The organism is Cesiribacter andamanensis AMV16, assembly GCF_000348925.1.
GTDB lineage: Bacteria > Bacteroidota > Bacteroidia > Cytophagales > Cyclobacteriaceae > Cesiribacter > Cesiribacter andamanensis.
Genome location: NZ_AODQ01000075.1, coordinates 1 through 22,572, shown reverse-complemented (window position 1 = coordinate 22,572; position 22,572 = coordinate 1). Strand labels below are relative to the sequence as shown.

At 55.5% G+C, this 22,572-nt stretch carries 22 protein-coding genes and 1 pseudogene; 7 read left to right on the top strand and 16 right to left on the bottom strand.

Annotated features, from left to right (window positions below):
* Positions 1-86: 86 nt before the first annotated feature.
* The 7 genes from ADICEAN_RS13645 to ADICEAN_RS13615 all read right to left on the bottom strand — a co-directional run bounded on the left by ADICEAN_RS13645 (position 87) and on the right by ADICEAN_RS13615 (position 5,969).
* The gene (locus ADICEAN_RS13645) at positions 87-398 is read right to left on the bottom strand and encodes a DUF3784 domain-containing protein (protein ID WP_009196205.1); all 312 of its coding nucleotides are present in this window, start codon (positions 396-398) and stop codon (positions 87-89) included.
* Between the two features lie 51 nt (positions 399-449).
* Positions 450-962: a hypothetical protein gene (locus ADICEAN_RS13640; protein WP_009196204.1), complete on the bottom strand. Its 513-nt coding sequence runs from the start codon at positions 960-962 to the stop codon at positions 450-452.
* 18 nt (positions 963-980) lie between these two features.
* Positions 981-1,517, bottom strand: a complete 537-nt coding sequence (locus ADICEAN_RS13635) for a hypothetical protein (RefSeq protein WP_009196203.1) — start codon at positions 1,515-1,517, stop codon at positions 981-983.
* Between the two features lie 221 nt (positions 1,518-1,738).
* A complete protein-coding gene (locus ADICEAN_RS13630; RefSeq protein WP_009196202.1) occupies positions 1,739-3,886 on the bottom strand; it encodes a flotillin family protein in 2,148 nt (715 codons plus the stop codon).
* 38 nt (positions 3,887-3,924) lie between these two features.
* Positions 3,925-4,554 carry an OB-fold-containig protein gene (locus tag ADICEAN_RS13625; RefSeq protein WP_009196201.1) on the bottom strand — a complete coding sequence of 210 codons (630 nt, stop codon included), beginning with the start codon at positions 4,552-4,554 and terminating at the stop codon, positions 3,925-3,927.
* Between the two features lie 72 nt (positions 4,555-4,626).
* Positions 4,627-5,394: a PspA/IM30 family protein gene (locus tag ADICEAN_RS13620; RefSeq protein WP_236612917.1), complete on the bottom strand. Its 768-nt coding sequence runs from the start codon at positions 5,392-5,394 to the stop codon at positions 4,627-4,629.
* Between the two features lie 179 nt (positions 5,395-5,573).
* On the bottom strand, positions 5,574-5,969 hold the full coding sequence (locus ADICEAN_RS13615) for a YbjN domain-containing protein (protein ID WP_009196199.1): 396 nt from the start codon (positions 5,967-5,969) through the stop codon (positions 5,574-5,576).
* A 190-nt stretch (positions 5,970-6,159) separates the two neighbouring features.
* Between ADICEAN_RS13615 and ADICEAN_RS21345 the strand changes: the two genes are divergently transcribed.
* Positions 6,160-6,999 (top strand): XRE family transcriptional regulator, encoded by an 840-nt coding sequence (locus ADICEAN_RS21345; RefSeq protein ID WP_009196198.1) that lies wholly within the window; start codon positions 6,160-6,162, stop codon positions 6,997-6,999.
* 67 nt (positions 7,000-7,066) lie between these two features.
* Here ADICEAN_RS21345 and ADICEAN_RS13605 read toward each other — a convergent pair whose 3' ends face one another.
* Positions 7,067-7,516: an EF-hand domain-containing protein gene (locus ADICEAN_RS13605; RefSeq protein ID WP_009196197.1), complete on the bottom strand. Its 450-nt coding sequence runs from the start codon at positions 7,514-7,516 to the stop codon at positions 7,067-7,069.
* A 153-nt stretch (positions 7,517-7,669) separates the two neighbouring features.
* Here ADICEAN_RS13605 and ADICEAN_RS21340 point away from each other — a divergent pair, with 153 nt between their 5' ends.
* Positions 7,670-8,191 carry a putative membrane protein gene (locus tag ADICEAN_RS21340; RefSeq protein ID WP_009196196.1) on the top strand — a complete coding sequence of 174 codons (522 nt, stop codon included), beginning with the start codon at positions 7,670-7,672 and terminating at the stop codon, positions 8,189-8,191.
* A gap of 50 nt (positions 8,192-8,241) precedes the next feature.
* Here ADICEAN_RS21340 and ADICEAN_RS21940 read toward each other — a convergent pair whose 3' ends face one another.
* Both ADICEAN_RS21940 and ADICEAN_RS23565 read right to left on the bottom strand, forming a co-directional pair.
* Positions 8,242-8,547 (bottom strand): universal stress protein, encoded by a 306-nt coding sequence (locus tag ADICEAN_RS21940; RefSeq protein ID WP_161622709.1) that lies wholly within the window; start codon positions 8,545-8,547, stop codon positions 8,242-8,244.
* A gap of 500 nt (positions 8,548-9,047) precedes the next feature.
* A pseudogene (locus ADICEAN_RS23565) lies at positions 9,048-9,173 on the bottom strand (universal stress protein); the annotation flags it as partial.
* A 179-nt stretch (positions 9,174-9,352) separates the two neighbouring features.
* Between ADICEAN_RS23565 and ADICEAN_RS13590 the strand changes: the two are divergent.
* The 3 genes from ADICEAN_RS13590 (at position 9,353) to ADICEAN_RS13580 (ending at position 12,482) form a co-directional block, all read left to right on the top strand.
* Positions 9,353-9,709 carry a DUF6787 family protein gene (locus ADICEAN_RS13590; RefSeq protein ID WP_009196193.1) on the top strand — a complete coding sequence of 119 codons (357 nt, stop codon included), beginning with the start codon at positions 9,353-9,355 and terminating at the stop codon, positions 9,707-9,709.
* 108 nt (positions 9,710-9,817) lie between these two features.
* Positions 9,818-11,617: an ABC transporter ATP-binding protein gene (locus tag ADICEAN_RS13585; protein WP_009196192.1), complete on the top strand. Its 1,800-nt coding sequence runs from the start codon at positions 9,818-9,820 to the stop codon at positions 11,615-11,617.
* A gap of 91 nt (positions 11,618-11,708) precedes the next feature.
* On the top strand, positions 11,709-12,482 hold the full coding sequence (locus ADICEAN_RS13580) for a DUF3050 domain-containing protein (RefSeq protein WP_009196191.1): 774 nt from the start codon (positions 11,709-11,711) through the stop codon (positions 12,480-12,482).
* 89 nt (positions 12,483-12,571) lie between these two features.
* On the opposite strand, the gene ADICEAN_RS13575 is transcribed toward ADICEAN_RS13580, so the two are convergent.
* The 3 genes from ADICEAN_RS13575 to ADICEAN_RS13565 all read right to left on the bottom strand — a co-directional run bounded on the left by ADICEAN_RS13575 (position 12,572) and on the right by ADICEAN_RS13565 (position 14,969).
* Entirely contained in the window at positions 12,572-13,135 is a 564-nt protein-coding gene (locus ADICEAN_RS13575; protein WP_009196190.1) for a DUF6155 family protein, read from the bottom strand.
* A 169-nt stretch (positions 13,136-13,304) separates the two neighbouring features.
* Entirely contained in the window at positions 13,305-14,168 is an 864-nt protein-coding gene (locus ADICEAN_RS13570; RefSeq protein WP_009196189.1) for a sigma-70 family RNA polymerase sigma factor, read from the bottom strand.
* A gap of 288 nt (positions 14,169-14,456) precedes the next feature.
* Positions 14,457-14,969, bottom strand: a complete 513-nt coding sequence (locus tag ADICEAN_RS13565) for an NUDIX domain-containing protein (protein WP_009196188.1) — start codon at positions 14,967-14,969, stop codon at positions 14,457-14,459.
* A gap of 187 nt (positions 14,970-15,156) precedes the next feature.
* Here ADICEAN_RS13565 and ADICEAN_RS13560 point away from each other — a divergent pair, with 187 nt between their 5' ends.
* Positions 15,157-16,083 carry a DUF5996 family protein gene (locus ADICEAN_RS13560; protein ID WP_009196187.1) on the top strand — a complete coding sequence of 309 codons (927 nt, stop codon included), beginning with the start codon at positions 15,157-15,159 and terminating at the stop codon, positions 16,081-16,083.
* 197 nt (positions 16,084-16,280) lie between these two features.
* On the opposite strand, the gene ADICEAN_RS13555 is transcribed toward ADICEAN_RS13560, so the two are convergent.
* Entirely contained in the window at positions 16,281-19,385 is a 3,105-nt protein-coding gene (locus ADICEAN_RS13555; protein ID WP_009196186.1) for an SbcC/MukB-like Walker B domain-containing protein, read from the bottom strand.
* Between the two features lie 178 nt (positions 19,386-19,563).
* Entirely contained in the window at positions 19,564-20,793 is a 1,230-nt protein-coding gene (locus ADICEAN_RS13550; protein WP_009196185.1) for a metallophosphoesterase family protein, read from the bottom strand.
* Positions 20,794-20,927: 134 nt separating this feature from the next.
* On the opposite strand from ADICEAN_RS13550, the gene ADICEAN_RS13545 reads away from it, so the two are divergent.
* On the top strand, positions 20,928-21,320 hold the full coding sequence (locus ADICEAN_RS13545; protein ID WP_009196184.1) for a DUF4259 domain-containing protein: 393 nt from the start codon (positions 20,928-20,930) through the stop codon (positions 21,318-21,320).
* Positions 21,321-21,376: 56 nt separating this feature from the next.
* Here the strand turns inward: ADICEAN_RS13545 and ADICEAN_RS13540 are convergent, their stop codons facing one another.
* Positions 21,377-21,949: a DUF3575 domain-containing protein gene (locus ADICEAN_RS13540; protein ID WP_009196183.1), complete on the bottom strand. Its 573-nt coding sequence runs from the start codon at positions 21,947-21,949 to the stop codon at positions 21,377-21,379.
* Positions 21,950-22,572: the final 623 nt, after the last annotated feature.

Sequence of the window (22,572 nt, the reverse complement as noted above, 5' to 3'; positions counted from 1 at the left end):
CGTCGCCCCCCTTGCGCAGACGGTTGCGGAGTACTTCGTAGGTGCCCCCTTCCCAGGGTTTGGGGTTCGTTTATGTTCGCTCATGCTTAATTCCAGTTTGAATATTGGGTAGCGCCCAGCGCCAGTACAATCAGTCCAATACAGATCACCGCCACATAGGCCAGGCTGGCCAGCAGCACAAAGCCGGTTTTGATGGCGGCTGCCACACACAGCTCCAGCAGCGGCCCTATCACCAGCAGGGTAGTACCCGACCAGCGGGCCAGGCCCTTTTTGTTTCGGGTTACGGTAGGGTTATAGCCCGCCAGTAATTCAAGCCGGTAGCGAAAGCGCAGCTGCCAGCCTATGTATAGGATCAGGCAGGCTACCAGCGCCAGCAGAAAAAGTAAAAAAGTACTCATAGCGGTTTGTCGTAAAAATTTGCAAAACTACAGCTATACAGCTACCTGGCTTTACCGCTCAGCGGTCTCGATCACCTCTGCCGGAGCCCATTGCTCCAGCCAGTGCTTCAGTTCATCGGGCCTGCGGGTGCTGATCACCACCCGGCTATTGTCTTTATAGACCAGCTGCAGCCCCCATTTGCTCGTAGTTACATAGCCCCAGCCCTGCCCCAGTCCATAGCGCATGCCCCAGCCGCCAAACTCGCTAAAAGGACTTACCTGCCGCACATACCACCCCCTGAGCGTCTCCCAGCGGGCCTGCTTTTTTGAAAAAGGCCAGAACTGGTAACGCACCCCTTCGGCATCCAGCTGCAGTTTAATGCGGCTGGCCAGCAGCAGCCACCAGATCAGGGCCATGATACCCGCTACCATCAGCGTACCCGTTACCTCCTTCTCATTCCACTGGCTGCCGTTGGTGAGCACAGGTATCCCAACAGCAAAAAAGGTACTTACAATCAGGATCCAGTAGATCACTTTGGAGTGCAAGCTGAGGGTTTCGGTGTAGAGTGGGGTAGTCGTTTTCATGGCATCATAGGGTAGGGGTTACACCTTCTGGCCTCTGGCCAGCAAGCGGATTTCAAATTCTGATAAGGGGGGCGCCTGCGCTTCCAGCCAGCGCCTGAGGGCTTCGGGCTCCTGGGTACTGATCAGCACCCGTCTGCCGTCTGCAAAGACCAGCTGCAGGCCCCAGGCGGCGGTGCTCACATAGCCCCAGCCCCGCTTCGATGACCTCAGCACGCCCCAGCCACCAAACTCTTCAACCGTTACCACTTCCCGTACATACCAGCCCTTAAGCGCCTGCCAGCTCACTTTTTTGGCCGGCAGAAACCAGAACTGGTACCGCAGGCCGGCGGCATCGAGCCGCAGCCTGATGCGGGCACCCAGGGCAAACCACCAGACCAGCGCCATAAAGGCCACGGCGCCCCCATTGGGCCGGATCTCCTGCAGGGTCCAGCTTTCCCAGGGAGCCAGCAGCGGAATCTCCAGCACCACAAGACTTGCGATGAGCAGTATCCAGACCATGCCTTTGGGCAGCACCCGGTGGCTTTCGGTATAAATGGGAGAGGTGTTGGGTTGCATGGGTTTGTAGAATTAATTCATTGAGGCTGTGCAGTTGATATCCAGACACCGGTGGGTGTAGTGGCTTTCCTCCCTCCCCCTTACCCCCCTCACAGAGGGGGACAATCGTTTGGCGATGGAAACGTTTGAGAGATGGGTAATGAGCAAGAGATGGGATCTATCAGAGAATTTCCCTTTTAGCTGTCACCATCTCACTACTCATTACTCAATACTCACTACCATCACAGATTCAGGGTGCTCACCGGCTTGTCGGCCATGCCGATGCTGCCGGCCAGTTTGTTGAGCTCCTGCAGGGCGGTACGCTGGCTGTCGCTTTCGGCGCTCTGGGTCATTTTCAGCAGCAGGGCCGAAATGCTCAGGTTGCGTACATCCTCGCTGGTCATGCCAAACTTGTCCAGGAACTGGCGCAGCTGGCTCTTGAAGTCCACATTGCCGTTGGCATCCGGGCTAAAGAAGGTATTCTTTACGTCCTGCAGTGCGCTGCTCTGGCCAATCATACCATCAATGGCTTTGCCTTTGGCCATGGAGCCCACAATGTTCTGGAAGAACATGCTCTCGCCACCAATGATGTCGATGTTGGCTTTCTTGAGGCCTTCGGCCAGTACCATGGCTTGTGCTTCGGCCAGCTCTTTCTGCATGTCGATGCCGGCCAGCTCCACCTGCTTGTCTTTTTCCAGGCGCAGCTTGAACTCCTCGTGCTCTTTGCCGGGACCATCCAGGGCCGACATGGCGCGGGCTTTCTCGGCAATGCCTTTGGCTTCGGCCATAAACTTCTGCTCCATGATGCGGGCTTCCATTTCGCCCTGGGTTTCCTGTGCTTCGGCTTTGGCACGGATCACCGTGGCATCGGCCTGGCCCAGCTTGGTGTTGGCTTCGGCCTGGGCATCGCCGGTAGCACGGATGGCTTTGGCTTCGGCATCGGCTTTGTCGGTGATCACACTGGCTTCGGCCTTGCCCTGCTTGGCCAGGGCCAGCGCTTTGGCTTCCATTACCTGGGCTTCGCTCAGTCCCAGTGCAGCGGCCTGACGGGCCTCGGCTTCGGCCATGATCTTGATGCTATCGGCCCGCATATCGGCGGCTTTGCGCTCGGCTTCGGCATCGATAATGGCCTTCTTGGCCTCGTGCTCGGCAGCCTGGCGGGCGGCCTCGGCAGCTTTGATCTCTTTTACCAGCTTTTCTTCCGCTTCTTTGGCGGCATTTACCAGGGCCACGTGCTTCTCCCGCTCGGCACCGGCATGGGCTACGGTATCTTTAATGCGCTCCTGCTCCTCTACGGTGGCTTTTTCTACCACCACACGCTCGCGGATCACTTCCTGAATGTTGCGCTTCTCGATCTCGAGGGCTTTCTCTTTCTCGATCTGCGCCAGGCTTACTACGCGCTCCCGCTCGTTGGCTTCCAGCTCCCGGGCCTGCACCACGCGCTCCAGCTCAATGGCATCGGTTTTTTCCTTGCTGCGCTGGGCTACCAGCACCTGGCGCTCCTTGTTCTGCTCGGCAATGGCCAGTTGCTCATCGGTGGTGATGCGGGCGGCTTCGGCCTTCAGGCGCTCTTCGGCTTCAATGCGCTCGGCTTCGGCACGTTCGCGGGCCCGTACGGCGGCAATTTCGCGGCGCTGTTTTTCTTCGCTCTCGATCTGCTGGCGCTCCAGCTGCAGCACGGTTTCCTTGGCTTCTACGTCCTGCTTCTTGAGTGTTTTCTCTTTTTCACGCTCAATGAAGTTGGCTTCGGTTTTTTGCCTGGCTGTCAGGTCAATGATCTTCTTGATCCCCTCGGCATCCAGAATGTTGCTTTCGTTAAGGAACTCCAGGGGGGTCTGCTCCAGGTAGTCAATGGCGCAGTCGTCCAGGATGTAGCCGTTCAGGTCGCGGCCAATCACCTGCAGGATCTCATCTTTAAACTCCTGACGGTTGGTGTATAAGTCAACAAACTGAAAGCGCTTGCCTACGGCCTTAAGTGCCTCGGAGAACTTGGCATCGAAGAGCAGCTCCAGCTGGTGATGATCGGAGGCCCGGCTACAGCCAATGCTTTGGGCCACCTGCATTACATCTTCGGTATTGGAGTTTACCCGCACAAAGAAGGTTACTTTGATATCGGCCCGCATGTTGTCGCGGCAGATCAGTCCCTCTTTGCCCGTACGGTTGATCATGATGGTTTTTACGGTAATGTCCATTACCTCCAGGCGTTGGATCACCGGCCACACCAGCGTACCACTAAAGGATACTTTGGGACCAAACATACCGGTTACCACCAGGGCTTGTCCCTGCTCGGCCTTGCGGTACAGACGTGCTATCAGAATGGCGATAGCGAACAGGAATCCTATGGTGATAAGACCCCACATTAACACTGCATTTCCAGCGATACTTTCCATAAATGTGTATTGGTAAAATTGTTTCTATTCCGGTTCTATTAGATGCTATAAGGTTCTACAAGGTAGCAGCGCCGGTCGGCCTGGTATTCCAGCACCAGGGCGGTTTCGCCGCTATTGACCAGGGTGCCGGGCCGGCTGCAGACGGTGAGCATCATGGGCGCTCCCTTGCCTCTTTGCTCAATAACGGCCTGCCCGATGCGCCCCTCGCTTACGGTACTCTGCAGGGTGCAGATCTTGCCAATGGCGCTGAAGTTCTGCTCCTCCTCCATTTTTTCAAACAGCGCCACAAAGGGCATGGTGAGCACCTTGGCAATGAACATGCAGAGCCAGAAGCCAACGCCCAGGGTAATGAGGCCCGGCAGCAGGCTATGGATGCCCAGCATATCATTTACCAGGATGCAGAACAGCCACAGGGGCAGGATCAGGAAGCTCAGAAAGATCATGAGCGGCACCCTGCCCAGGTTAAAGAAGCGCAGCAGGCGGTTGAGCCACTCCAGGCTCCCCTCGGGATGTCCGTCCGGGCTGGAATCCGTATCCAGATCCAGGTCCAGAAAATCCAGGTCAATGGCCCCAATCAGCACAATGCTCCAGTACAGCATCATGGCAATCAGCAGCAGCGTGGGAATCACATTGGCGCCTGCTAGGGCAAAGTCAAATAGCTCTTTCATGGCTCTGGTTGGTTGATTATTCATTGCAGTAGTTATTCATAGCGAGGGAATTAATTCCCTCGCTATGAATAACTACTGCTCTCCAGCCGGGGCATCAAGACCCAGCTTCTGCTTCAGCGCTGCCAGTTCACCGGCAGTCTTCGCCTGGGCCGATCCCTGGGTAAGGGCTTTGTCGATCTCCTCGTCGATGCTGCGGCTTTCGTTTGCAATCTGGCCATAGCTTTCGGCAAGGGCTTCTTCCTGGGCTACTTTGTCGCGCATGCGTTTCAGCATGGATACGGTGCTGCTGCCATCGATCTGGGCCAGCTGTTTGTTGAGGCTCTGGGTGGCGGTGCTCACCTTCACGCGGGCCTTCAGGGTCTTCAGCTCGTTTTCCCACTTGGCAATGTTGGCCTTGATGGTGCGGATGTTGCCCTCCAGCTGCTGCACGCTGCCCTCGTACTTCTCGATATCGCGCTTGCTACTATCGCTTAGCTTCAGGTTCTCTTCTTTGCGCAGCAGGGCCTCGGAGGCCAGACGGTCGGCTTCGCTGCTGTCCATCTCACCCGCCTGGGCTTTTTTCAGCAGCTGAATGGCCTTGTGCTCATAGTCGGCTGCTTTTTGCTGGTAGCTCTCGCTCTCACTGCGGGAGCGAATGGCCATGGCCTTTACTTCGGCCAGGGCGTGCAGGCTCTTGTCCAGATCTTCCTTCATGTCGCGGATTCCCTGCTCGGTCATGCGAATGGGGTTCTCCAGCTGGTCGATGGCCGCATGTGACTCTGCCTGACCGATCTTAAAAAGTCTTGAGAAGATGTTCATGATATTTTTATTTATGGTGATTTGATAATGGATTTTGGACATTGGACACAGGATTAAAGACAACCGTAGAGAGTCCGCTCCCCTAGTTGGTGGTTTCACCAACAAACGCTTTCAGGGAAGGGGTCGGGAGTTGTCGGTGAAAACACCAACAACTGGGGCGGCACCCCCTACCGACAATTTCTTGTCCATTGTCCCTTGTCTATCGTCCCTTGTCTACCAATTCACTGCCGCGCAAAGCGGATCAGCTCTTCGGAGTATTCGCTCAGCAGCAGGCTAAGCGCATTAAAGGTGCCTTCCACTTCGTTGAGATCAAGATTCTCCAGCTGCAGTGTATTGCGGTAGAGCACCTTGCGGCCGCTTTCATCCAGCACAAAGGCGCCGGCAATCATATCGCGATTCTTTTGCAGCAGGCTGCGGTATACCTCGGGGCTTTCTTCCCGAATCTCGAAGATGAACTGCTCAAGGATGAGGAGCGGCTCGGCACAGCCGATCACCAGGTTATGAAGGCCACGCTCCTGGTGGTTAACCACAAACAGGCCCTCGGCCTCATTGGCCATCCGAATCTCACAGCCCATCTCCAGCAGGTAATTTTTCACTTTGTCGAAATAGCAGTTCATTTGGTTAAAAGTTTTAGATTTACCTCATCTTGCTCAAAATTAAAGAATAGCGCAATTTTTATATATAATTGTTACAACGTTGATAACAATAATTTTACGTTTTGCTGTTATCACCTCCGTTGTTGAATCTAATATACGCATCTTTTTGCTAAAATCAATAGAGGTGCTCAAAAAAAGAGCAAAATAAATTATGTCGTATATCGGAAAGAACATTAAGCGCATCCGGGCAGTGAAAAAACTTTCACAGGCCGCCTTTGCCGAGCTCTTTGCGCTGGCCCGGCCCAGCGTGGGTGCCTATGAAGAAGGGCGCTCAGAGCCTAAGATAGAGACAATCATTGCCATAGCGCGTTATTTTGGACTTTCAACCGATGCCCTGCTGCGCAAAGAACTGACTGTAAACGAACTCTACAGCCTGGACATCTTCAAAGGAGAGTTCGATCCCACCCAGCTTCCCCCCGCCCTGGGAAAAAGCTCAGGCTTTGAGCAAAACGGCAATCTGCCTACCAGCAGCCAGAAGAGACAAACCGGCGCCGGCATTCCGCTGATCAGCAAAAGCATGCGCCTGGAGTACATTGTAAACCTGCAGAACCGGGATTTTATCAATCGGCTACAAATTGTAGCACTGCCCGAAGCCCAGCCAGGCAAGACTCTGGCCTTTGAGCACAGCGGCGGCGAGATGCTGACCGATGGGGGCGGCCTGCGCGATGGCGATATCCTAACGGCCGTGGCCGTATCGCTGGAGAAGGCAAATCGTCTGCGGGAGGGGCAGGTATACATCATCATCACGGCCCGGGAGCTGCTCACCCGCCGATTGCGAAAGCTGGAGGCCCCTGCCTGGATCTTTGAGGCCGACAACCCGGCCGTACCCCCCCTGCCCATTGAGGCAAAAGACATACTGGAGCTCTGGGAAGTAAAGGGGTGCTGGACCACCCAGCTGCAGCCGCCCAGCCTGCTGGACCATAAACTGCTGCTGCTGGAAGAAGAGCTGCGCCAGCTAAAGGAGCGGGTAAGCGGCCTGGAGAGCAAATAAAAAACCGCAGCCAAGTGCTGGCTGCGGTTGCTTCGTGAAGGAAAATCGCGAGTGCTCTCAGGGCTTATCAGTTGCTTCCGGTTCCTGATCCGGTGGCACTCCCTCCGCCAGAGGTACCCCGCCAGGCCCTATACTCATCCTGGCTCAGGTAATTGTCCCCATCCGTATCATAATAAGTAAAGATGCCTACCCGCAGCTCATCTTCTGACATGCTGCCGCTGCCGGAGGTATTCCAGTCGGTAAAGGCGCCATGCTGGGTTTCGTCGTACCTGGAGAGGTAGGTATTGCGGCCGGCATTCCACTCGCTTTCATCAACGGTACCATCGCGGTTGGCATCCCAGCGGGAAAAATAGGCGGCCTCACCCCAGGCGGTGGTAAATTCGTTGCGGTCCAGGCGGGCATCGGCGTCGGCATCCCAGCGGCCGTAGGTATCCTCTTCGGCCACCCGGCAGGAGGCTACACTGAGCAGCAGCCCCAGAACAGCAATACCAAATAAAGGTAGTTTTGCAGCATTCATGCTTGAGTTGATTGATTAGGTGAAAAAATGGATTTTATAGGGTAACCAGCGCTGCCTGCTTATGTTTGAGCCAGCCGGACCTGCACCTCTTTTAAAAAGCCCATCTGCTGCAGCTGAGACAGAACATTCGCCCCGGGGCGGGGTTTATCCCACATGAGCTCCACCCTCTCCTCTTATACCCCCCTGTTGCTGCTAGTGCTGCTGGCAGGGTTTAGCGCCTGCGATGGCAGCAGCTCAGGCCCGGAGCGCAGCCCGGCTAGCGGACAGGATAGTATTGCCATACGGGAAGCCACTGACCCTGTACCCGAGCCCCCCACCCGAACCGACAGTAGCAATGCAAAAGCACCCGCCGGGCAGGGAACTGTGGAGCCGGAAACCTCCCTGTACCGCATTACTGGCACCGAACCCTTCTGGAGCCTGACCATTGCCAAACCCTACTCCATATACCGCTCAATGGAAGGCGATTCGCTGGCGTTTGCCTATCAGGACCCCAGCCAGGCAGAGGGACGGCAGCAGGGCTGGGCCCAGCACTACCCCCTGGGAGAGGGCAACTGGTTGCTGTTGCGCAGGGGTAACACCCCCTGCTCGGATGGCATGAGTGATAAAGAATGGACCTATACGGCTACCCTATGGCTAAACAGCCGCCTGCTGGATGGCTGCGGAGAGGCCCTCTAAGCCCCGGCGGTTGCAGGCTGCTGTGCCAGCAAGGGGGTAGCTGGCAGTTCTCAGATCCGCAGCAGGGCTTCCAGAAAACCAATGTTCTCATTCTTGTCCTTTACGATCAGCAGCGGAATGCTTCTGTTATAGTGCGCCAGCCGGTCGGCCACACTGCCCATGAGGGCGGCTGCCGTTTGGGTTTTTCCTTTTGACCCAATGATGATCAGATCGGCCTGCTCCTTTACGGCCCGGTGGTAGATTTCTTTAACCGGATCATGATTATTATCCAGGGTAAACACACAGGGAATGTCCTGATGCTGTTTGGGCAGCTTGTGCAGGAATTTCTGATAGTCTTTGCGGGCGTGCTCGCACATAATATCGGCAAACTCCTTTTCGCTTTGCCGGTCTTGTGCCAGCCGGTAGGCAGGTGGTACACATGCTGGCATTTGACCTCTAGCGGAATGGGGGAATTTTGCTGGATGAACAGGGCCTGCCTGAGCGCCTGCAGCGAATGGGCTGAAAAATCAACAGGCACCAGAATCTTGTCCATGCGGTCGGGCAACACCTCGGGCACCAGCAGCACCGAGCGGGGCGAGGCTTTAACGGCCTTATCGGGCAGAGCGCCGCTGCCGGCCAGCTTGTCCTTAATGCCCAGCACCAGCAGGTCTACATCTTTCTGGCGGGCCAGCTTCAGCAGCCGGTCGGTGGCATTGCCCTCATGCACTTCGGTAAGCACCTCACAGCCGGGGGGAGCCTCAAAGAATTCGGCCACCTGCTGCTCCAGCATATGCTGCAGGTTTTCATCAACCGGCGCCAGCAGGTTGCCCCACTTTTTGCGCAGCTCCTTGGGCATGTTCAGGTCCTGGGCAATGTGCACAAAATAGACCCGGTCGCTCTGCATCATGCGGGCGGCATAGGCGCTAATGCGGATGAGCATCTCGTCCATTTCAGAAAGATCGAGGCTCACCAGAATTTTCTTAAGTTCAAATTTGTCTTTCATACAGCAAGGGGCTTCACTGCCCAAAAAAAGTACCCGCCTGTGGCGGATGCACAGCTGCCGGCCAGCAGCCTATGGCTTAAATGTAGGGACAAGATGCAAGTTTTTCAACTTCCACACCCCTTCCGGGCCGGTTTTCCAACAAACTTTGTACATTTGTAAACGAATCAGTAAGAGAAGGTTTGAAAACAATCCATAAACCGGAAACCGCCCAGGTGCTAAGCGCGCAGCGTGGTTTTTTAGTTCGATTGAAGGAGCGGTGGGGCCTGCAAAGCCTGCTGCAGGTAGTGGCTGTGCTGGTGGTATTCTCCCTTACCGGTTCTACCGTTGTGCTTATTCGCAAGTTTCTGTTTGCTGCTATAGGCTTTGATGATGCCACCCCTTTCTGGCTCAAAACAGTGACCTACCTGCTGTTTATCATGCCCTTTTACCAGATTTTGCTGCTGGCCTATGGCTTTTTGCTGGGCCAGTTTACCTTCTTCTGGGAAAAGGAAAAAAAGCTGGCGCGCCGCATTGCCGGGCTTTTTCGCCGCGGCTAAGCCGTACGCCCTAGCTAACACCCCGGGCAGCGCTCTTTTTTCTGTGCACTTGCGCCGACAATTCCCCATTTTTTGGAACAAAAACCCCCTTTTAGGGCTATTTAGCGTATGGCAAAAAGGCGGGACCCCCTGCAACCCGAAGAAAAACGTAAGCTCACCCGAGAGAACCTGAGCAAACTGGCCGGAATTTTCCGCTACATTCTGCCCTACCGGTGGTTGTTTGCGGCCGGTATGGGCTGTCTGCTGGTTTCCAGCCTTAGCCTGCTGTCCTTTCCCTATGTAGCCGCCCGCCTGGTAGATGCCGCCACCGGCACCGGCCAGTGGTTTATCAGCGGGCTGAACAACATTGCGCTTTTTCTGCTGGGCATTCTTTTTATCCAGGCTGTTTTTTCTTTTCTGCGGGTGTACCTCTTTGCCCAGGTAAGCGAGCGCAGCATGGCCGATCTGCGGCGCAGCCTCTACGGCCGCTACATGAGCCTGCCCATGAGCTTCTATGACAACCAGCGCACCGGAGAGCTGCTCAGCCGCATTACCTCCGATGTATCGCAGCTGCAGGATACCTTTACCACCACCCTGGCCGAATTTGTGCGGCAGATCCTGACCCTTACCGTAGGTACGGCCATTATCTTTTACCTCACCCCCAAACTGGCGGGCTTTATGCTGGCCACCTTTCCGCTGATTGTGGTGGTGGGCATCCTGTTCGGCAACTTTATCCGCCGCCTGAGCAAGCAGATCCAGGACCAGCTGGCCAAAGCCAATGTGGTGGTGGAAGAAACGCTGCAGTCTATCCCCATGGTAAAGGCCTTTACCAGCGAGCGCTACGAGACCCAGCGTTACGGCTCGGCCCTGGACCTTGTGGTGCGCACCGCCCTAAAGGCGGCCGGCTACCGGGGCGCTTTTATCTCCTTTATCATCTTTATACTCTTTGGCGGCATTGTGGCGGTAATCTGGTACGGCGCCCTACTGGTGCAGGCCGGCGATATTACCATTGGCGCACTCATCAGCTTTGTGCTGTATACCACCTTTATTGGCGGCTCCATTGCCGGCCTGGGCGATCTGTACGGACAGCTGCAAAAGGCCATTGGCGCCTCGGAGCGGGTGCTGCAGATCATTGCCATGCCCGGCGAACTCTCCCTGGAGCACAGCCCCGAGCGCCTGCCCCTGCAGGGCCGCATCACCTATCAGGGCATCCGCTTTGCCTACCCTACCCGGCCCGAAGTGGAGGTGCTGCAGGAACTGAGCCTGCAGATAGCCGCCGGCGAAAAAATTGCACTGGTGGGCCATAGCGGTGCCGGCAAATCCACCATTGTGCAGCTGCTGCTGCGCTTTTACGAACCCCTGGCCGGCCAGCTGCTGGTGGATGGGCAGGACATTCGCACCTTTGACCTGAGCGCCTACCGGGCCAACCTGGGCATAGTACCCCAGGAGGTGATTCTCTTTGGCGGCAGCATTCGGGAAAACATTGCTTACGGCCGCCCCGGCGCCTCCGATGCCCAGATCCGGGAAGCCGCCCGTAAGGCCAATGCCCTGGACTTTATCGAGCATTTTCCCGAAGGCTTTGCCACCCTGGTGGGCGAGCGGGGGGTAAAGCTCAGCGGCGGCCAGCGCCAGCGTATTGCCATCGCAAGGGCCATACTCAAAGACCCCCGCATCCTGATCCTGGACGAGGCCACCTCTTCGCTGGATGCCGAAAGCGAGCACCTGGTGCAAACGGCCCTGGACCAGCTTATGCTGGGCCGTACCACCATTATCATTGCCCATCGGCTGGCCACCATCCGCAAGGCCGACCGTATTTATGTGATCAGCGGCGGGCAGATTGCCGAAAGCGGTACCCATGAGGAGTTGCTGCAGATCTCGGGCGGCACCTATGCCAACCTGGTGCGCCTGCAGCTGCAGGAAGAAGCCTAAAACAGGCGAAAAGCCCCCCCTTTCACAAACCCCCCCATGCCTAAACCCGTAGGAAAGGATAGCATATCTATACTTTTTAACCTGCGAAATCATGGAAGAATCGAGGATCGGGAAAATTCGCAACAGTCTGAAACCGATGCGCGTACGCCTGCTGGCACACGAAATATACCAGCAATTTGAGACCCTGGACGACATACGGGAGTTCATGGAGCACCATGTGTTTGCTGTCTGGGACAACCTGTCGATGCTAAAGGCTCTGGAGGCCAGCATCTCCAGCACAACCCCCAGCTGGACCCCCAGCGAGGAGCCGCAAACCAACCGCATTGTAAACGAAATGCTGGTGGAGGAAGAAAGCGACAGCGATGGCAATGGGGGCTATATCAGCCATTTTGAGCTCTACCGGCAGGCCATGCACCAGGCCGGAGCCAAAACCTACCTGATTGACCGCCTGCTGGTGCTGCTGCAGCAGGAAGACAGCCTGCAGGCGGCTCTGGATAAAGAGGTAAGCCTGCCGCAGAGCATCAAGAACTACCTGCTGCAAAACTGGGCCATCAGCCATTGCGGCAAAGCCCATAAGATTGCCGCGGCGTACTTTCTGGGCCGGGAAGATCTGGTTTCAGAACTGCTCCACAAGCTTGATACCGAGCTGATCCACCACCACCAGCAGGACCTGGCCCTTTTTCGGGAGTACCTGCAGCGCCACACCCGCATAGACCAGCAGGAGCGGGACCAGCGCATCAGCCAGGTGATGACCGAGCTTTGCGGCGAGGATGAACAGAAGTGGCAGGAGGCCGAAGAAGCCGCCAAAGCAGCCCTGGAGGCACGCTATGCCCTTTGGGATGGCATGCTGCTGTTATCGGTGTAAAGCTAACCACCCCGCCCTGCGGGCACCCCTCCTGATTTAGAAGGGGTGCCCGCTGGGCGGGGTGGTTGGTTTGAGACAGGTAGTATACACTACACCCCCACCCCCTCCGGCCTTTTATTAATATGCTGAATGTAGAGCTCCAACAGGGCCTCGTAGGTGCCCCAGCGCATAAAGCGTGCTTCTTTGAGTACCTGCTGCAGGCGCGGCATAAACTCTCCCTCCAGCGCCTCGGCCACTACCAGCTGCAGCGCTTCTTTGTAGCGGCTGATAAGGGTCTGGTTGAAGCCCCCGCTCACATAGCCCCTGTTGCCGCTAGTACCCTTGGAGGCCGAAAAGGCCACCATGGTCTCTACCTGGTACAGCAGCAAATCGGCCACATCAAAGGAAAAGGGGCTCAGCTTGCGAAAGCGGGAGATCAGTTCGCGGGTCTTGGCAGCCCGGGGGCGCTTGGGGCTGCGGCCGCTGGGAAAGTAATGCTGGTGGATCTTCTTTTTATAATCGGCCACCAGGCCACCCCCATCCAGGCTCAGCTCCTGCTGGTAATACTCCTTGAGAATGGGAAATTTCTTGTAAAGCTTCATCACCTCTTCCCGCAGCTCTTCATCCGATAATTCCTGGAGGTATTTCTTCACCTCCCGCACGCCTATAGCCATATGTGAGTTAACTGGCGGAGCAAAACAATCGTTCCGCAAGGGGGCCGCCGCCCGACCCTGCTCTTTTGCCGAAGATATTTCAAAAAGAAACAGAAACAAAAAACCCGCCTCGGCTGAGACGGGTCTTCTATTTTCTATGAGGAAGTACCGGACTTCCCCGGGGGGTTGCTTAGGCAAACGCGTTCAGCAGGTTGGTATTGGAGACGGCCCGCATTTTGGTAAGGGCCTTTTCCTTGATCTGCCGCACACGCTCCCGGGTAAGGCCCAGCTCTTCGGCAATGTCCTCCATAGACATGCTGTAATCCATGCCAATGCCATATAGCTTCATCAGGATCAACTGCTCCCGCTCGGAAAGCTGCGCCAGGATGCGGCCCAGCTCGGCCCGCAGCGAATCGCCGTTTACCAGCGCGGAGTCGGCCGATTCAGCATCGGCATTTTCCAACACATCCAGCAACGAGCCTTCATTATCATTGCCAAAGGGGGCATCCAGGGAAGACTGCCGGATGGCGGCCGTTCCGATCTTGTGGATGTCTTCTTCTTTTACGCCCAGAAAATCGGCCAGCTCTTCGGCGGTTGGCTCGCGCTCATACTGCTGCTCAATAAGGGCGGCCGCTTTGTTGATCTTGTACAGATCGGCCCGCTTGTTGGCGGGAATGCGCACCAGGCGGGAGTGCTCGTCCAGCGCCTTCATGATCGACTGGCGAATCCACCATACGGCGTACGAGATAAATTTAAAGCCTTTGGTAGCATCAAACTGCTGCGCGGCTTTGATCAGGCCCAGGTTGCCTTCGTTGATCAGGTCATTGAGGGGCATGCTGCCATTATGGTACTGCTTGGCAACCGATACCACAAAGCGCAGGTTGGCGCGCACCATCTTTTCAAGGGCCACATGGTCGCCCAGCTTGATTCTTCTGGCAAGTTCTACTTCTTCATCGGGGGTGATCATGCTTTCCTTTGAGATGTCGTTGAAGTACTTCTCAATGGTGTTGCTGTCCCGATTGGTGATCTGGTGTGTTATTTTAAGTTGTCTCATCTTCTATAATCCTTCTTAAAGTGCCCTTCATCCAAAGCCATTCCCTATGCCCAAACGTACCAAAGCCCTTCTTACTGAGAAGGGGAAGCTGGTAGCAGGAAACCTTTGATGAGTACAGTTCTGTAAACGAGTGAGGGTTTAAACCATTTGTACCAGGTAGCAGTGCAGGCAGCTGCTGTAAGGGGTACAATCAAAATCCGTTCAGTGCCATTACAATTAATTTCGTGATTAAGTTCTTTCTCTCAGGAATTTTGCCAATACGCGCTGGAGCCGCCCGTACAGGCAAGCTCAGACTTTTGTATTTTGGTTAGATATGAATGGGCTTGTGTAGCCCAGCTGCTCCAGTAAGCGGTCCAGAAAAGGGATCTGTGCCGCATTTATGTAGGCGATTGCTTCCGGATAGGCAAACCAGCGCGCCTGGTCTACTTCGGGGTAGTGCTGCCAGTTGCCACTTTTATAAGGCCACTCTACCCGAAAGGTATTGCACTGTATGCCCTGCTGCTCCTGCCACTGGCCGGCAAAAGCCCACGCCCACACCGTTTTACCTCCTTTTTGCTTTATGCTTTCCAATGCCAGGTAGGGACCGCCTGGGCGAATGCCGGTCTCTTCCTCAAACTCTCGCACTGCACAGGGCAGCAGCGCCTCACCTTCCTGAGGCAATCCTTTGGGGATGCCCCACCACCCCTTGTCTTTTTTAGTAAAGTAGGGGCCTCCGGGGTGAACCAGAAAGAACTGCACCTCCCCTGACCCCTGGGGGTGAAGGCGGTACATCAGCAGGCCTGCACTCAGATTTTTACGCATGCCTGCTTTTTCTCGCCCACAAAGCTAACACTTCTATCCGGTATTCCATTTCTGTAGCAAAGAGTTTGATGGTACAACAGAAATTGTATGGACCCCTAGTAGGTAATAGATTTAAGCAAGAGATTGTTTATTGGCTGATTCCACAAGTTTTTACTAACTTATTCACCTGCTATATCCCCCTTTTTTTATGGAAGCCGCCACCCCCTTATTGCCAGCCCTGCCGCTTGATGCCTGGGAAGCCACCAAAACCACCCTGCACCTTTACCTGCAGATCGTAGGTAAAATTCAGCTGGCGCTGAATCCCAAACGAAATCACTGGTGGCATATTACCTTGCTGGTTAGCCCAAAAGGAATAAGTTCTCAACCGATCCCCTTTGCTGAGGGGCATATGCTGGAAATTCACTTTAACTTCAGGCGGCACCGCGTAGAGCTCTGCGCCAGTACCGGCCATTATGACGAGATCCCCCTGCAGCATGGGCTGAGCGTAGCCCGCTTTTATGCTCTGCTGTTTGACAAGCTGGAGCAGATGGGGGTAGAAGCGCCCATTGTGGCCAAACCCTTTGACGTGCCCGGCATCACTGCCCCCTTTTCTCACCTGGAGGAGCACTTTACCTACCAGCCTCTGTGGGTAGAGCGGTTTTGGCAGATCCTGCGCTGGACTGATGGGGTATTCAAAGAATTTTGCGGGGGCTTTAGTGGCAAAACCTGCCCGGTGCACCTCTACTGGCACCACCTGGACCTGACGGTAACCCGCTTTTCGGGCCGCAGCGCACCCCCTATGCCAGCGGAGGCCCGGCAGTCCGATAAGGAAGCGTACTCGCATGAGATGATCTCGTTTGGGTTCTGGGCAGGTGATGAACAGGTGCGGGGCGCTGCCTTTTACAGCTATACCTACCCCTCGCCGAAGGGCCTGGAGCAGTGCCCGCTGGAGCCCCACAGGGCCGAGTGGGTTATTAGCAACGGCAGCCCCATGGCCCTTCTGATGTACGATGATCTGCGGGCCGAAGCGGATCCCCGCGCTGCGCTGCTGGCCTTTCTGCAGAGTTGCTACCAGGCTGGCGCCAAACTGGCTGGCTGGGAAGAGGCAAAAGTGGAAATGGCCGGCACTCCCTAAGCAGGACGGAAGGAGGAGCCTATACTACCAGCTGCCACATAGGGCTGCTAGAGCAGAAGAGGGGCTAAATGCTATCTCATAAATAGCTTGACTCCACCCGTCATCCCGGCGGGGCCGCCCCGGCGCAGGCCGGGGCGGCCCCGCCGGGATGACGACCTTACTGTTAGGTAGTTAAGAATGGCTTCCAGAGATGATCATTAGGCGTCGGCTCCCTGCCAGCTGCAGGCTACCACACTTCCGGTTTCTTCCGTATTCTCCACATTCAGGTAGAGGTCTATTTCCTGCTGCAACTCCTCTACGTGGGAGATAATGCCCACAATGCGGTTTTCCTGCCGCAGAGATTTTAGGGTATCAAACACAATGCGCAGGCTTTCCTTGTCAAGCGAGCCAAAGCCTTCATCCAGGAAGAAGAAGCTCTGGTCGGCACCGTTGAGGCTCTTGACATTTTCGGCCATGGCCAGGGCCAGGCACAGGGCTGCCTGGAAACTTTGTCCTCCGCTGAGGGTTTTGAGCAGGCGGGTTTTGCCGGCATTGAGGTGGTCCCGCACAATAAAGTTATTGCTTTCGTTGAGCTCCAGGCTCAAACTGTTGCTGGTCAGTTTAAAGAAGCGTTCATTGGCCGCCCGGCACAGGTCCTGCAGGTGCATGGTAGAAACCCAGTCTACAAACCCACTGCCGCGGAACAGGCCGCTGAGCTCTTTCAGGTTGGCCAGGCGTATTTCCAGCGCCTCACTTTTCTTTAGCAGATCGGCCTGCTTCTCCAGCTGCTTCTGCATCTCATCGGCGGCCCGCTCTTTGGTGATCTTTTCCTTGCGGGCGGCCTCCAGTTCCCTGGTTAATCCGCTGAGCTGTTGCTGCAGCTCCCGGTGGGCGGCTGCCTGGTACTGCTGCCCGTCGGTTTGCAGCTTTAGGTGCTCCAGGGTGCTGCTGGTGGTGTTCAGCTCCTGATAATAGGCGTCTATTGCCTCCTGTTCTTTTTCAACATCCAGGCGCAGACGCAGAATTTCTTTAATGGCCTCCAGACTGATAAAGCCATGCGTGCGGCACAGCTGCTCCAGCTCCTGCTGCTCCTGCTGGCATTTTTGCTGCAGCTGGGCTACATGGCGCTGCTGGGCGCCCAGAGACCCCTGCAGCTGGTTGTACTGCTGCTCGGCCTGTTGCAGGGCCTGCTGGGCCAGTTCATAGCCCCTTATGGCATCCTGGTACTGCTGCCGCCCGCGCTGTAGGCTGCCCTGCAGTTTGGCTACCTCCAGCTTCAGCCAGCCCTGGCGCGTTTCATGCACCTGCGCACTCAGGGTTTGGTGCTCGGCCTGCAGGCGCTCCCATTCTTTTTCTACTGCCTGGGTGGCTGTGCGCAGGCCTTCACAGGCCTGTTGCTGCTGCTCCAGCCGCTCTCGCTGGCTGCGCATGTGCAGGCGTGCTTCTTTTAGCTGCTGCTGGTGCTGCTGGGCCTCCTGCAGTAATTTTTCCAGCTGCTCCAGACCATGCTCCTGGTACTCGGGCCAGGCATAGCCCCCCTGGTGCTGGGCATAGCGTGTTTTGAGCTGGTGCAGGCGGTTCTGGCCCTGCTGGTAGGTTTGCTGCTGCAGCTCATGCCGTTGGCGCAGCTGCTGCAGGTGTACCTCCAGCTGGCGCATTTGCTGGTTTTCCTGCTGGTGCTTCTTCAGGGCTTCCTCACAGGTTTGTAGCGCCTCCTGCATGTGCTGTACCTGCAGGGGCTTGGGGTGTGAATCGGAGCCGCAAAGCGGACAGCTGCCCCCCTGCTGCAATTGCCGGGCAAAGCGAGACAGCTCCTGCTGTACGGCCAGTTCCTGCTTTTGGAGCTGCAGCGCTTCCAGTTGCTTTTCAAGCTCCCGGCACTTGCTTCCCAGGTTGGTAAACACCAGCTCCCAGTCGTGGTCCGGCAGTAGAAATTCATAGCCATTGATCAGGGTACGCCGGTTTTGGGCTACCCCCTGCAGGAGTTGCTCCAGTTCTTTGCAGCTCTCTTCTTCGCGCTGCAACTCCCGCTGCAACTCCTGGCAGCGCTTGTGCCAGTGATGGGCTTCGGTGAGGCGGGTGCCGTCCAGCCCCTTGTCTTCCAGGGCATGCAGGCAGGTTTCGGCGGCCTTTACCCCTTTTTCCAGCTCTTTTACAGCAGTCTCTGCCACAGCCAGCTGCTGCTGACCCCGCTGGAGCTGCTGCTGTTTAGCAGAAAGTTGTTCTTCCTTTTCCTTGATGAGCAGGATGCGCTCCAGATCGTCGCAGCTGGCTTTGATCTCATCGCGCTTCTCCCATTTGTCTTTGCTCTGCTGGTAGCCCTCGCGGGTGGCGGCCAGGGCTGCCTGTGCGGCTTTGGACTTTGCCTGCAGCTGCGCCAGCTCCTCCTGTTTCTGGCTTAGTTCTTTTGCCAGGGCAGCCTGCTGGCGCAGGCGCTCCCAAAAATGGGTATAGGCATTCCGGTAGGTAAGCAGGCGCTCGCTGCGCTGCTGCCAGTGCTCCCGGTTGCTTTGCAGGCGCTTCAGGTGCAGCTCGGTCTGATCGATCTGCTCCCATTTGCGGCGCAGTTCTTCCAGCTGCTTGTCCTGGCTGTAGATCTGGTCATGCTGATGCTGCAGGCTGCCTACCCGCAGATCGGCCTGCTGGGCCTCCAGCTGCAGCTGCTGCAGGGCCTCGGCACTTAGCTCCCCCATGTTTTGCAGCTGACCCCTGAGGTTTTCCAGCTGCATTTCGGTTTGTTTCTGGAGGCGGCCGGTCTGGGGCGCCAGGTCGTATTGCTGCAGCTGAAAGAGCTCCTTGAGCATTTTGGTGCGCTCGCCGCTGGTTTGGTCAATAAAATCGCGGAAGCGGCCCTGGGGAATGATCACCGTCTGGCGAAAGTGCTTGTACTCCATAGCCAGCAGGGTACTGGCATCTTTGAGACCTTCCAGCGGCATCCAGTCCCCGCCCTGCCACTCGTAGTAGCGCCGATCGTCTTTGCCAATCTTGACCTCTTCGAATTTTTCTGGATTGTTGCTGCGCTTTGCCTTGCATACGGCCCGGTACTTTTTGCCGTTTTCGGGTCCTGCCTTAAAGATGAATTCAATGTACAGCTCCCGGCTCTGCAGGTTCAGCATGTTATAGTAGCGGTCATCGCCACTTTTGTTGAGCCGCTCGGTATCATCAAAGAGCACAAACATGAGGGCCTCCAGAATGGAGGATTTTCCGCTGCCCACCCGACCGAAAATACCAAAAAGCCCGTTGGATGAGAGCGTCTCAAAATCGATGTGCTGCCGCTGGCGGTAGGAGTAGAGGCCTTCTATGGTGAGCGAGAGGGGTATCATGTGGTGGTACTGAGTAGTGAGTAGTGAGATTATGGACTATGGACAATGGACTTTGAATTTAAGATCAGGTACGATCAAAATAGGGTAGCCTACAGCACATTCTGTCTATTGTCTATTGTCTATTGTCCATGGTCCATGGTCCATTGTCCATTGTCTATTGTCCAACATCCATATACTATCAGCCTTTGTCATCTAATACTTCTTTAAACAAACTCAGCATGTCGGCGCTGGGTTCCTGTCCTTTACGGGATATGAAGTATTCCTTGAATAATTCAGTCATATCTGACTGATTTCCAGATCGTTGCATGAGTGATTTTTTTTCAATTTCTTCAGGGGATATACGTGCCTCGGGTATAATGGTGACAATCCCATCGTGTGCCTTAAGCAGGGCTTTGCGGGTTTTGCCATCCAGATAGGTATCGCATACCAGGGTAAGCTCCACATAGGTATGGGGGTTTTCCTGCAGCCACTGCAGGGCTTCTTCCAGCCCCTCAAAGCGCTTACGCTCCAGGCTGCGGCCGCTCTTCAGGCACAGGGGTTTCATCTTTACGGGCTGGCCGGGCTCGGCTTCCAGCAGCACCACAAATTTGGGCTGGTGCGCCTCGCTGAAGCTATAGGCCAGCGGGCTACTGCTGTACACCACCGGGCAGGGGGCTTTGCTAACGATCTGGTAGCGGTGCAGGTGGCCCAGCGCTACGTACTGCAGCTGGGCAGGCATGTTCTGGGTAAAGATGGCCTGCGCACCCCCCATGTGCAGAATGGGCCGCTCGCCGTCGCCTTCGTCTTCGGGCTGGGGGTTGTGCTGGTCGGTTACAAAGAGGTGGGTCATGAGCATGTTTACCCCCTGTTCGTCACAGTAGCGATCGGCTAGTTGCTGCCAGTGCTCCTGCAGCAGACGGCGCAGCTCCTCTTCCCGCTCCTCTTCGCCCAGGTACTGGCGCAGGGTGGCCTCGCTGGCATAGGGGGTAAGCAGCAGGCGCAGGGGATAGTCATAGCCGGGTATGCGCAGCTCGGCAAAGCCCGGCTCGCTGCGCAGCAGTTCCATACCCCCTTCCATGGCGCACTCCTTTACCACACAAAGCGGCCGGCCGCACAGAATAATGCCACAGGCGCGGGCCAGGGGGTCGGGAGCGTTGATGCGATCGGGCGAGTCGTGGTTGCCGGCTATGCCAATAACGGCCCGTTTGCCACCTGCGGCCAGACGGTGCAGAGTTTTATAGAAGAGCTCAATGGCTTCGTTAGGGGGGCTGAAGGTATCATAGAGGTCGCCGGCAATGAGCACCACATCCACCTGCTGCTCGTCGGCAATGCGGCAGATCTCGTCCATCACTTCCCGCTGTTCCTCCAGGCGGCTGTAGGTTTGCAGGCGTTTGCCCAGGTGCCAGTCGGCCGTATGCAGTAGCTTCATAATCGGTTCCCTCCGCTTCAGGTGCAGGCAGGCCTGCGTTCAAGGATGTAAATTACGAAAAAGGACCTACTTTTTTGGAGAAGCATTTTCAAACTTAGCCGAAGTGCCGTAGGTTTATCAAAAAAATATTTTTTATGGCTAGTTCCGATAAGTATACACTAGAAACAGCGCCGGCCGAGCGCTGGCTGGACGAGTGGCGCGGCCTGGGCAATATAGGCTTTGTAGAGGGTACGCTGGATGAGCTGCTCAGCTCCACCCACCCCGATGCCCGCCTCTGCCAGGAGGCCCTGGCGGCTGCCGAAATTGTGGCCGCTGCCAACGGCAAGCCCTCCGACGGGCTGGAAGAAGAATTTCTGAAAAAGACCGACCGTTTTGACGAAGACGATGTGGAAGAGTTGCTGGACAAGGCCAGCAGCGCCATTGATATTATTATGGAAGATTCCGAGCTGCGCGATCGCTGGGCCAGCCGCCCCGATGCCGAAGACTGGGTAGCTGCTCTGCGGGACTTGCAGAACAGGTTAAAATAAGCGCACAAAAAAAGCCGGTATCGCTACCGGCTTTTCTGTTTCTATTGAGGGGTTGCTTAGAACGCAATACCGAAGGTAATACCGGTACGGATACCGAAGCCATCAAAGGCGCCGTTGATCTCACCAACATCATCACCGTCTGATTCAAACTCAATCTTAGAGAAGGAGTAGCTTGGACCCAGGAACACATCCAGAGAGATGCGGTCGCTGCTGCCCAGCAGCCACTGGTGGCCTACCAGTGCACCAATGCCAAGGCTGTTCAGCGTGGCTTTGCTGCTGGTGGTAGAACCGTCCCAAGAAGTTTCGTTAGAGATGGTTACGTTCTGATAGCGTACGAAAGGAGATACGTGCCAGGAATCCAGCGCCTCGCCCTGAGACAGGTAAATGCGAAGTTCAGGCGTAATACCGAAACCGGCATACTTGGTGTCGCCCAGACTAACACCGGTATACAGCAGGCCCAGCTGGAGTGCTTTAGAATCGCTGATGGCACGCTCATACGATACGTTGAAGGTGCTAAGGGCAAGGCTAAGCGGGTTGATTTTCACCACGTTCATACGTTCCTGTGCAACCGCCTGGTTGCTCATGAAGCCTGCTACAAGCAGTGCTGCAATGACTAACACTTTTTTCATAACTCTTTTTACTTTTTTGTTAAGGGTTGATGCAAAACTAGAAAAAAGATTTGCCCTAAAAAGCTCGAAATGAGAAATGTTATTACACCTTGATTAATGTTACAACCTTATTCGGTATTGGTAATTTAAGCATTGAAATAATTTTATGAAGACAGGCCTGAACGCTTCCTAAAGGCCCTATTTAGTTGAATCCATTGAAGATATTGGAACCTACTATTCATTTATAAATATTCTAGATAGGCTATGCATGTGCAGTCTTGCATTGTTTTTGGTTTGTTCTGCATACATAGAAAACCCATGGAGCCAGCGAAGTACCCCTGCCATCAAGACATATTTCTGCTAATAAAATGATAGATTGACCGTTAGAAGCCCCTTCTTAAGCGCCAGCATTGACGCGTGACTTGTTAGCATACACTGGGCATACGCACATTTGCTATAGCAGAAGCCCGGGCAAGCAGCTTGGTGCACGTGGGTTGTTGGGCAAAGCGGAGCACTCCTTCAAAGAGGCTTCTGCTCCTAGCCTGCAGGGATTCCTTCTCCTCCCTCCTATAGCCTGCGTAAAAAAGAAAACATGAGTCATCCCGAATTTTTAGCGGGACACTTAATAAAAAAGGCCTCACGAA

Coding starts and splice junctions, on each gene's coding strand:
- ADICEAN_RS13640 (WP_009196204.1), bottom strand. CDS start 962: ATGAAAACGACTACCCCACTCTACACCGAAACCCTCAGCTTGCACTCC.
- ADICEAN_RS13555 (WP_009196186.1), bottom strand. CDS start 19,385: ATGATACCCCTCTCGCTCACCATAGAAGGCCTCTACTCCTACCGCCAG.
- ADICEAN_RS13550 (WP_009196185.1), bottom strand. CDS start 20,793: ATGAAGCTACTGCATACGGCCGACTGGCACCTGGGCAAACGCCTGCAA.
- ADICEAN_RS13645 (WP_009196205.1), bottom strand. CDS start 398: ATGAGTACTTTTTTACTTTTTCTGCTGGCGCTGGTAGCCTGCCTGATC.
- ADICEAN_RS13635 (WP_009196203.1), bottom strand. CDS start 1,517: ATGCAACCCAACACCTCTCCCATTTATACCGAAAGCCACCGGGTGCTG.
- ADICEAN_RS13560 (WP_009196187.1), top strand. CDS start 15,157: ATGGAAGCCGCCACCCCCTTATTGCCAGCCCTGCCGCTTGATGCCTGG.
- ADICEAN_RS13545 (WP_009196184.1), top strand. CDS start 20,928: ATGGCTAGTTCCGATAAGTATACACTAGAAACAGCGCCGGCCGAGCGC.
- ADICEAN_RS21345 (WP_009196198.1), top strand. CDS start 6,160: ATGTCGTATATCGGAAAGAACATTAAGCGCATCCGGGCAGTGAAAAAA.
- ADICEAN_RS13630 (WP_009196202.1), bottom strand. CDS start 3,886: ATGGAAAGTATCGCTGGAAATGCAGTGTTAATGTGGGGTCTTATCACC.
- ADICEAN_RS21940 (WP_161622709.1), bottom strand. CDS start 8,547: ATGTGCGAGCACGCCCGCAAAGACTATCAGAAATTCCTGCACAAGCTG.
- ADICEAN_RS13580 (WP_009196191.1), top strand. CDS start 11,709: ATGGAAGAATCGAGGATCGGGAAAATTCGCAACAGTCTGAAACCGATG.
- ADICEAN_RS13565 (WP_009196188.1), bottom strand. CDS start 14,969: ATGCGTAAAAATCTGAGTGCAGGCCTGCTGATGTACCGCCTTCACCCC.
- ADICEAN_RS13540 (WP_009196183.1), bottom strand. CDS start 21,949: ATGAAAAAAGTGTTAGTCATTGCAGCACTGCTTGTAGCAGGCTTCATG.
- ADICEAN_RS13585 (WP_009196192.1), top strand. CDS start 9,818: ATGGCAAAAAGGCGGGACCCCCTGCAACCCGAAGAAAAACGTAAGCTC.
- ADICEAN_RS13615 (WP_009196199.1), bottom strand. CDS start 5,969: ATGAACTGCTATTTCGACAAAGTGAAAAATTACCTGCTGGAGATGGGC.
- ADICEAN_RS13620 (WP_236612917.1), bottom strand. CDS start 5,394: ATGTCCAAAATCCATTATCAAATCACCATAAATAAAAATATCATGAAC.
- ADICEAN_RS13575 (WP_009196190.1), bottom strand. CDS start 13,135: ATGGCTATAGGCGTGCGGGAGGTGAAGAAATACCTCCAGGAATTATCG.
- ADICEAN_RS13625 (WP_009196201.1), bottom strand. CDS start 4,554: ATGAAAGAGCTATTTGACTTTGCCCTAGCAGGCGCCAATGTGATTCCC.
- ADICEAN_RS21340 (WP_009196196.1), top strand. CDS start 7,670: ATGAGCTCCACCCTCTCCTCTTATACCCCCCTGTTGCTGCTAGTGCTG.
- ADICEAN_RS13570 (WP_009196189.1), bottom strand. CDS start 14,168: ATGAGACAACTTAAAATAACACACCAGATCACCAATCGGGACAGCAAC.
- ADICEAN_RS13605 (WP_009196197.1), bottom strand. CDS start 7,516: ATGAATGCTGCAAAACTACCTTTATTTGGTATTGCTGTTCTGGGGCTG.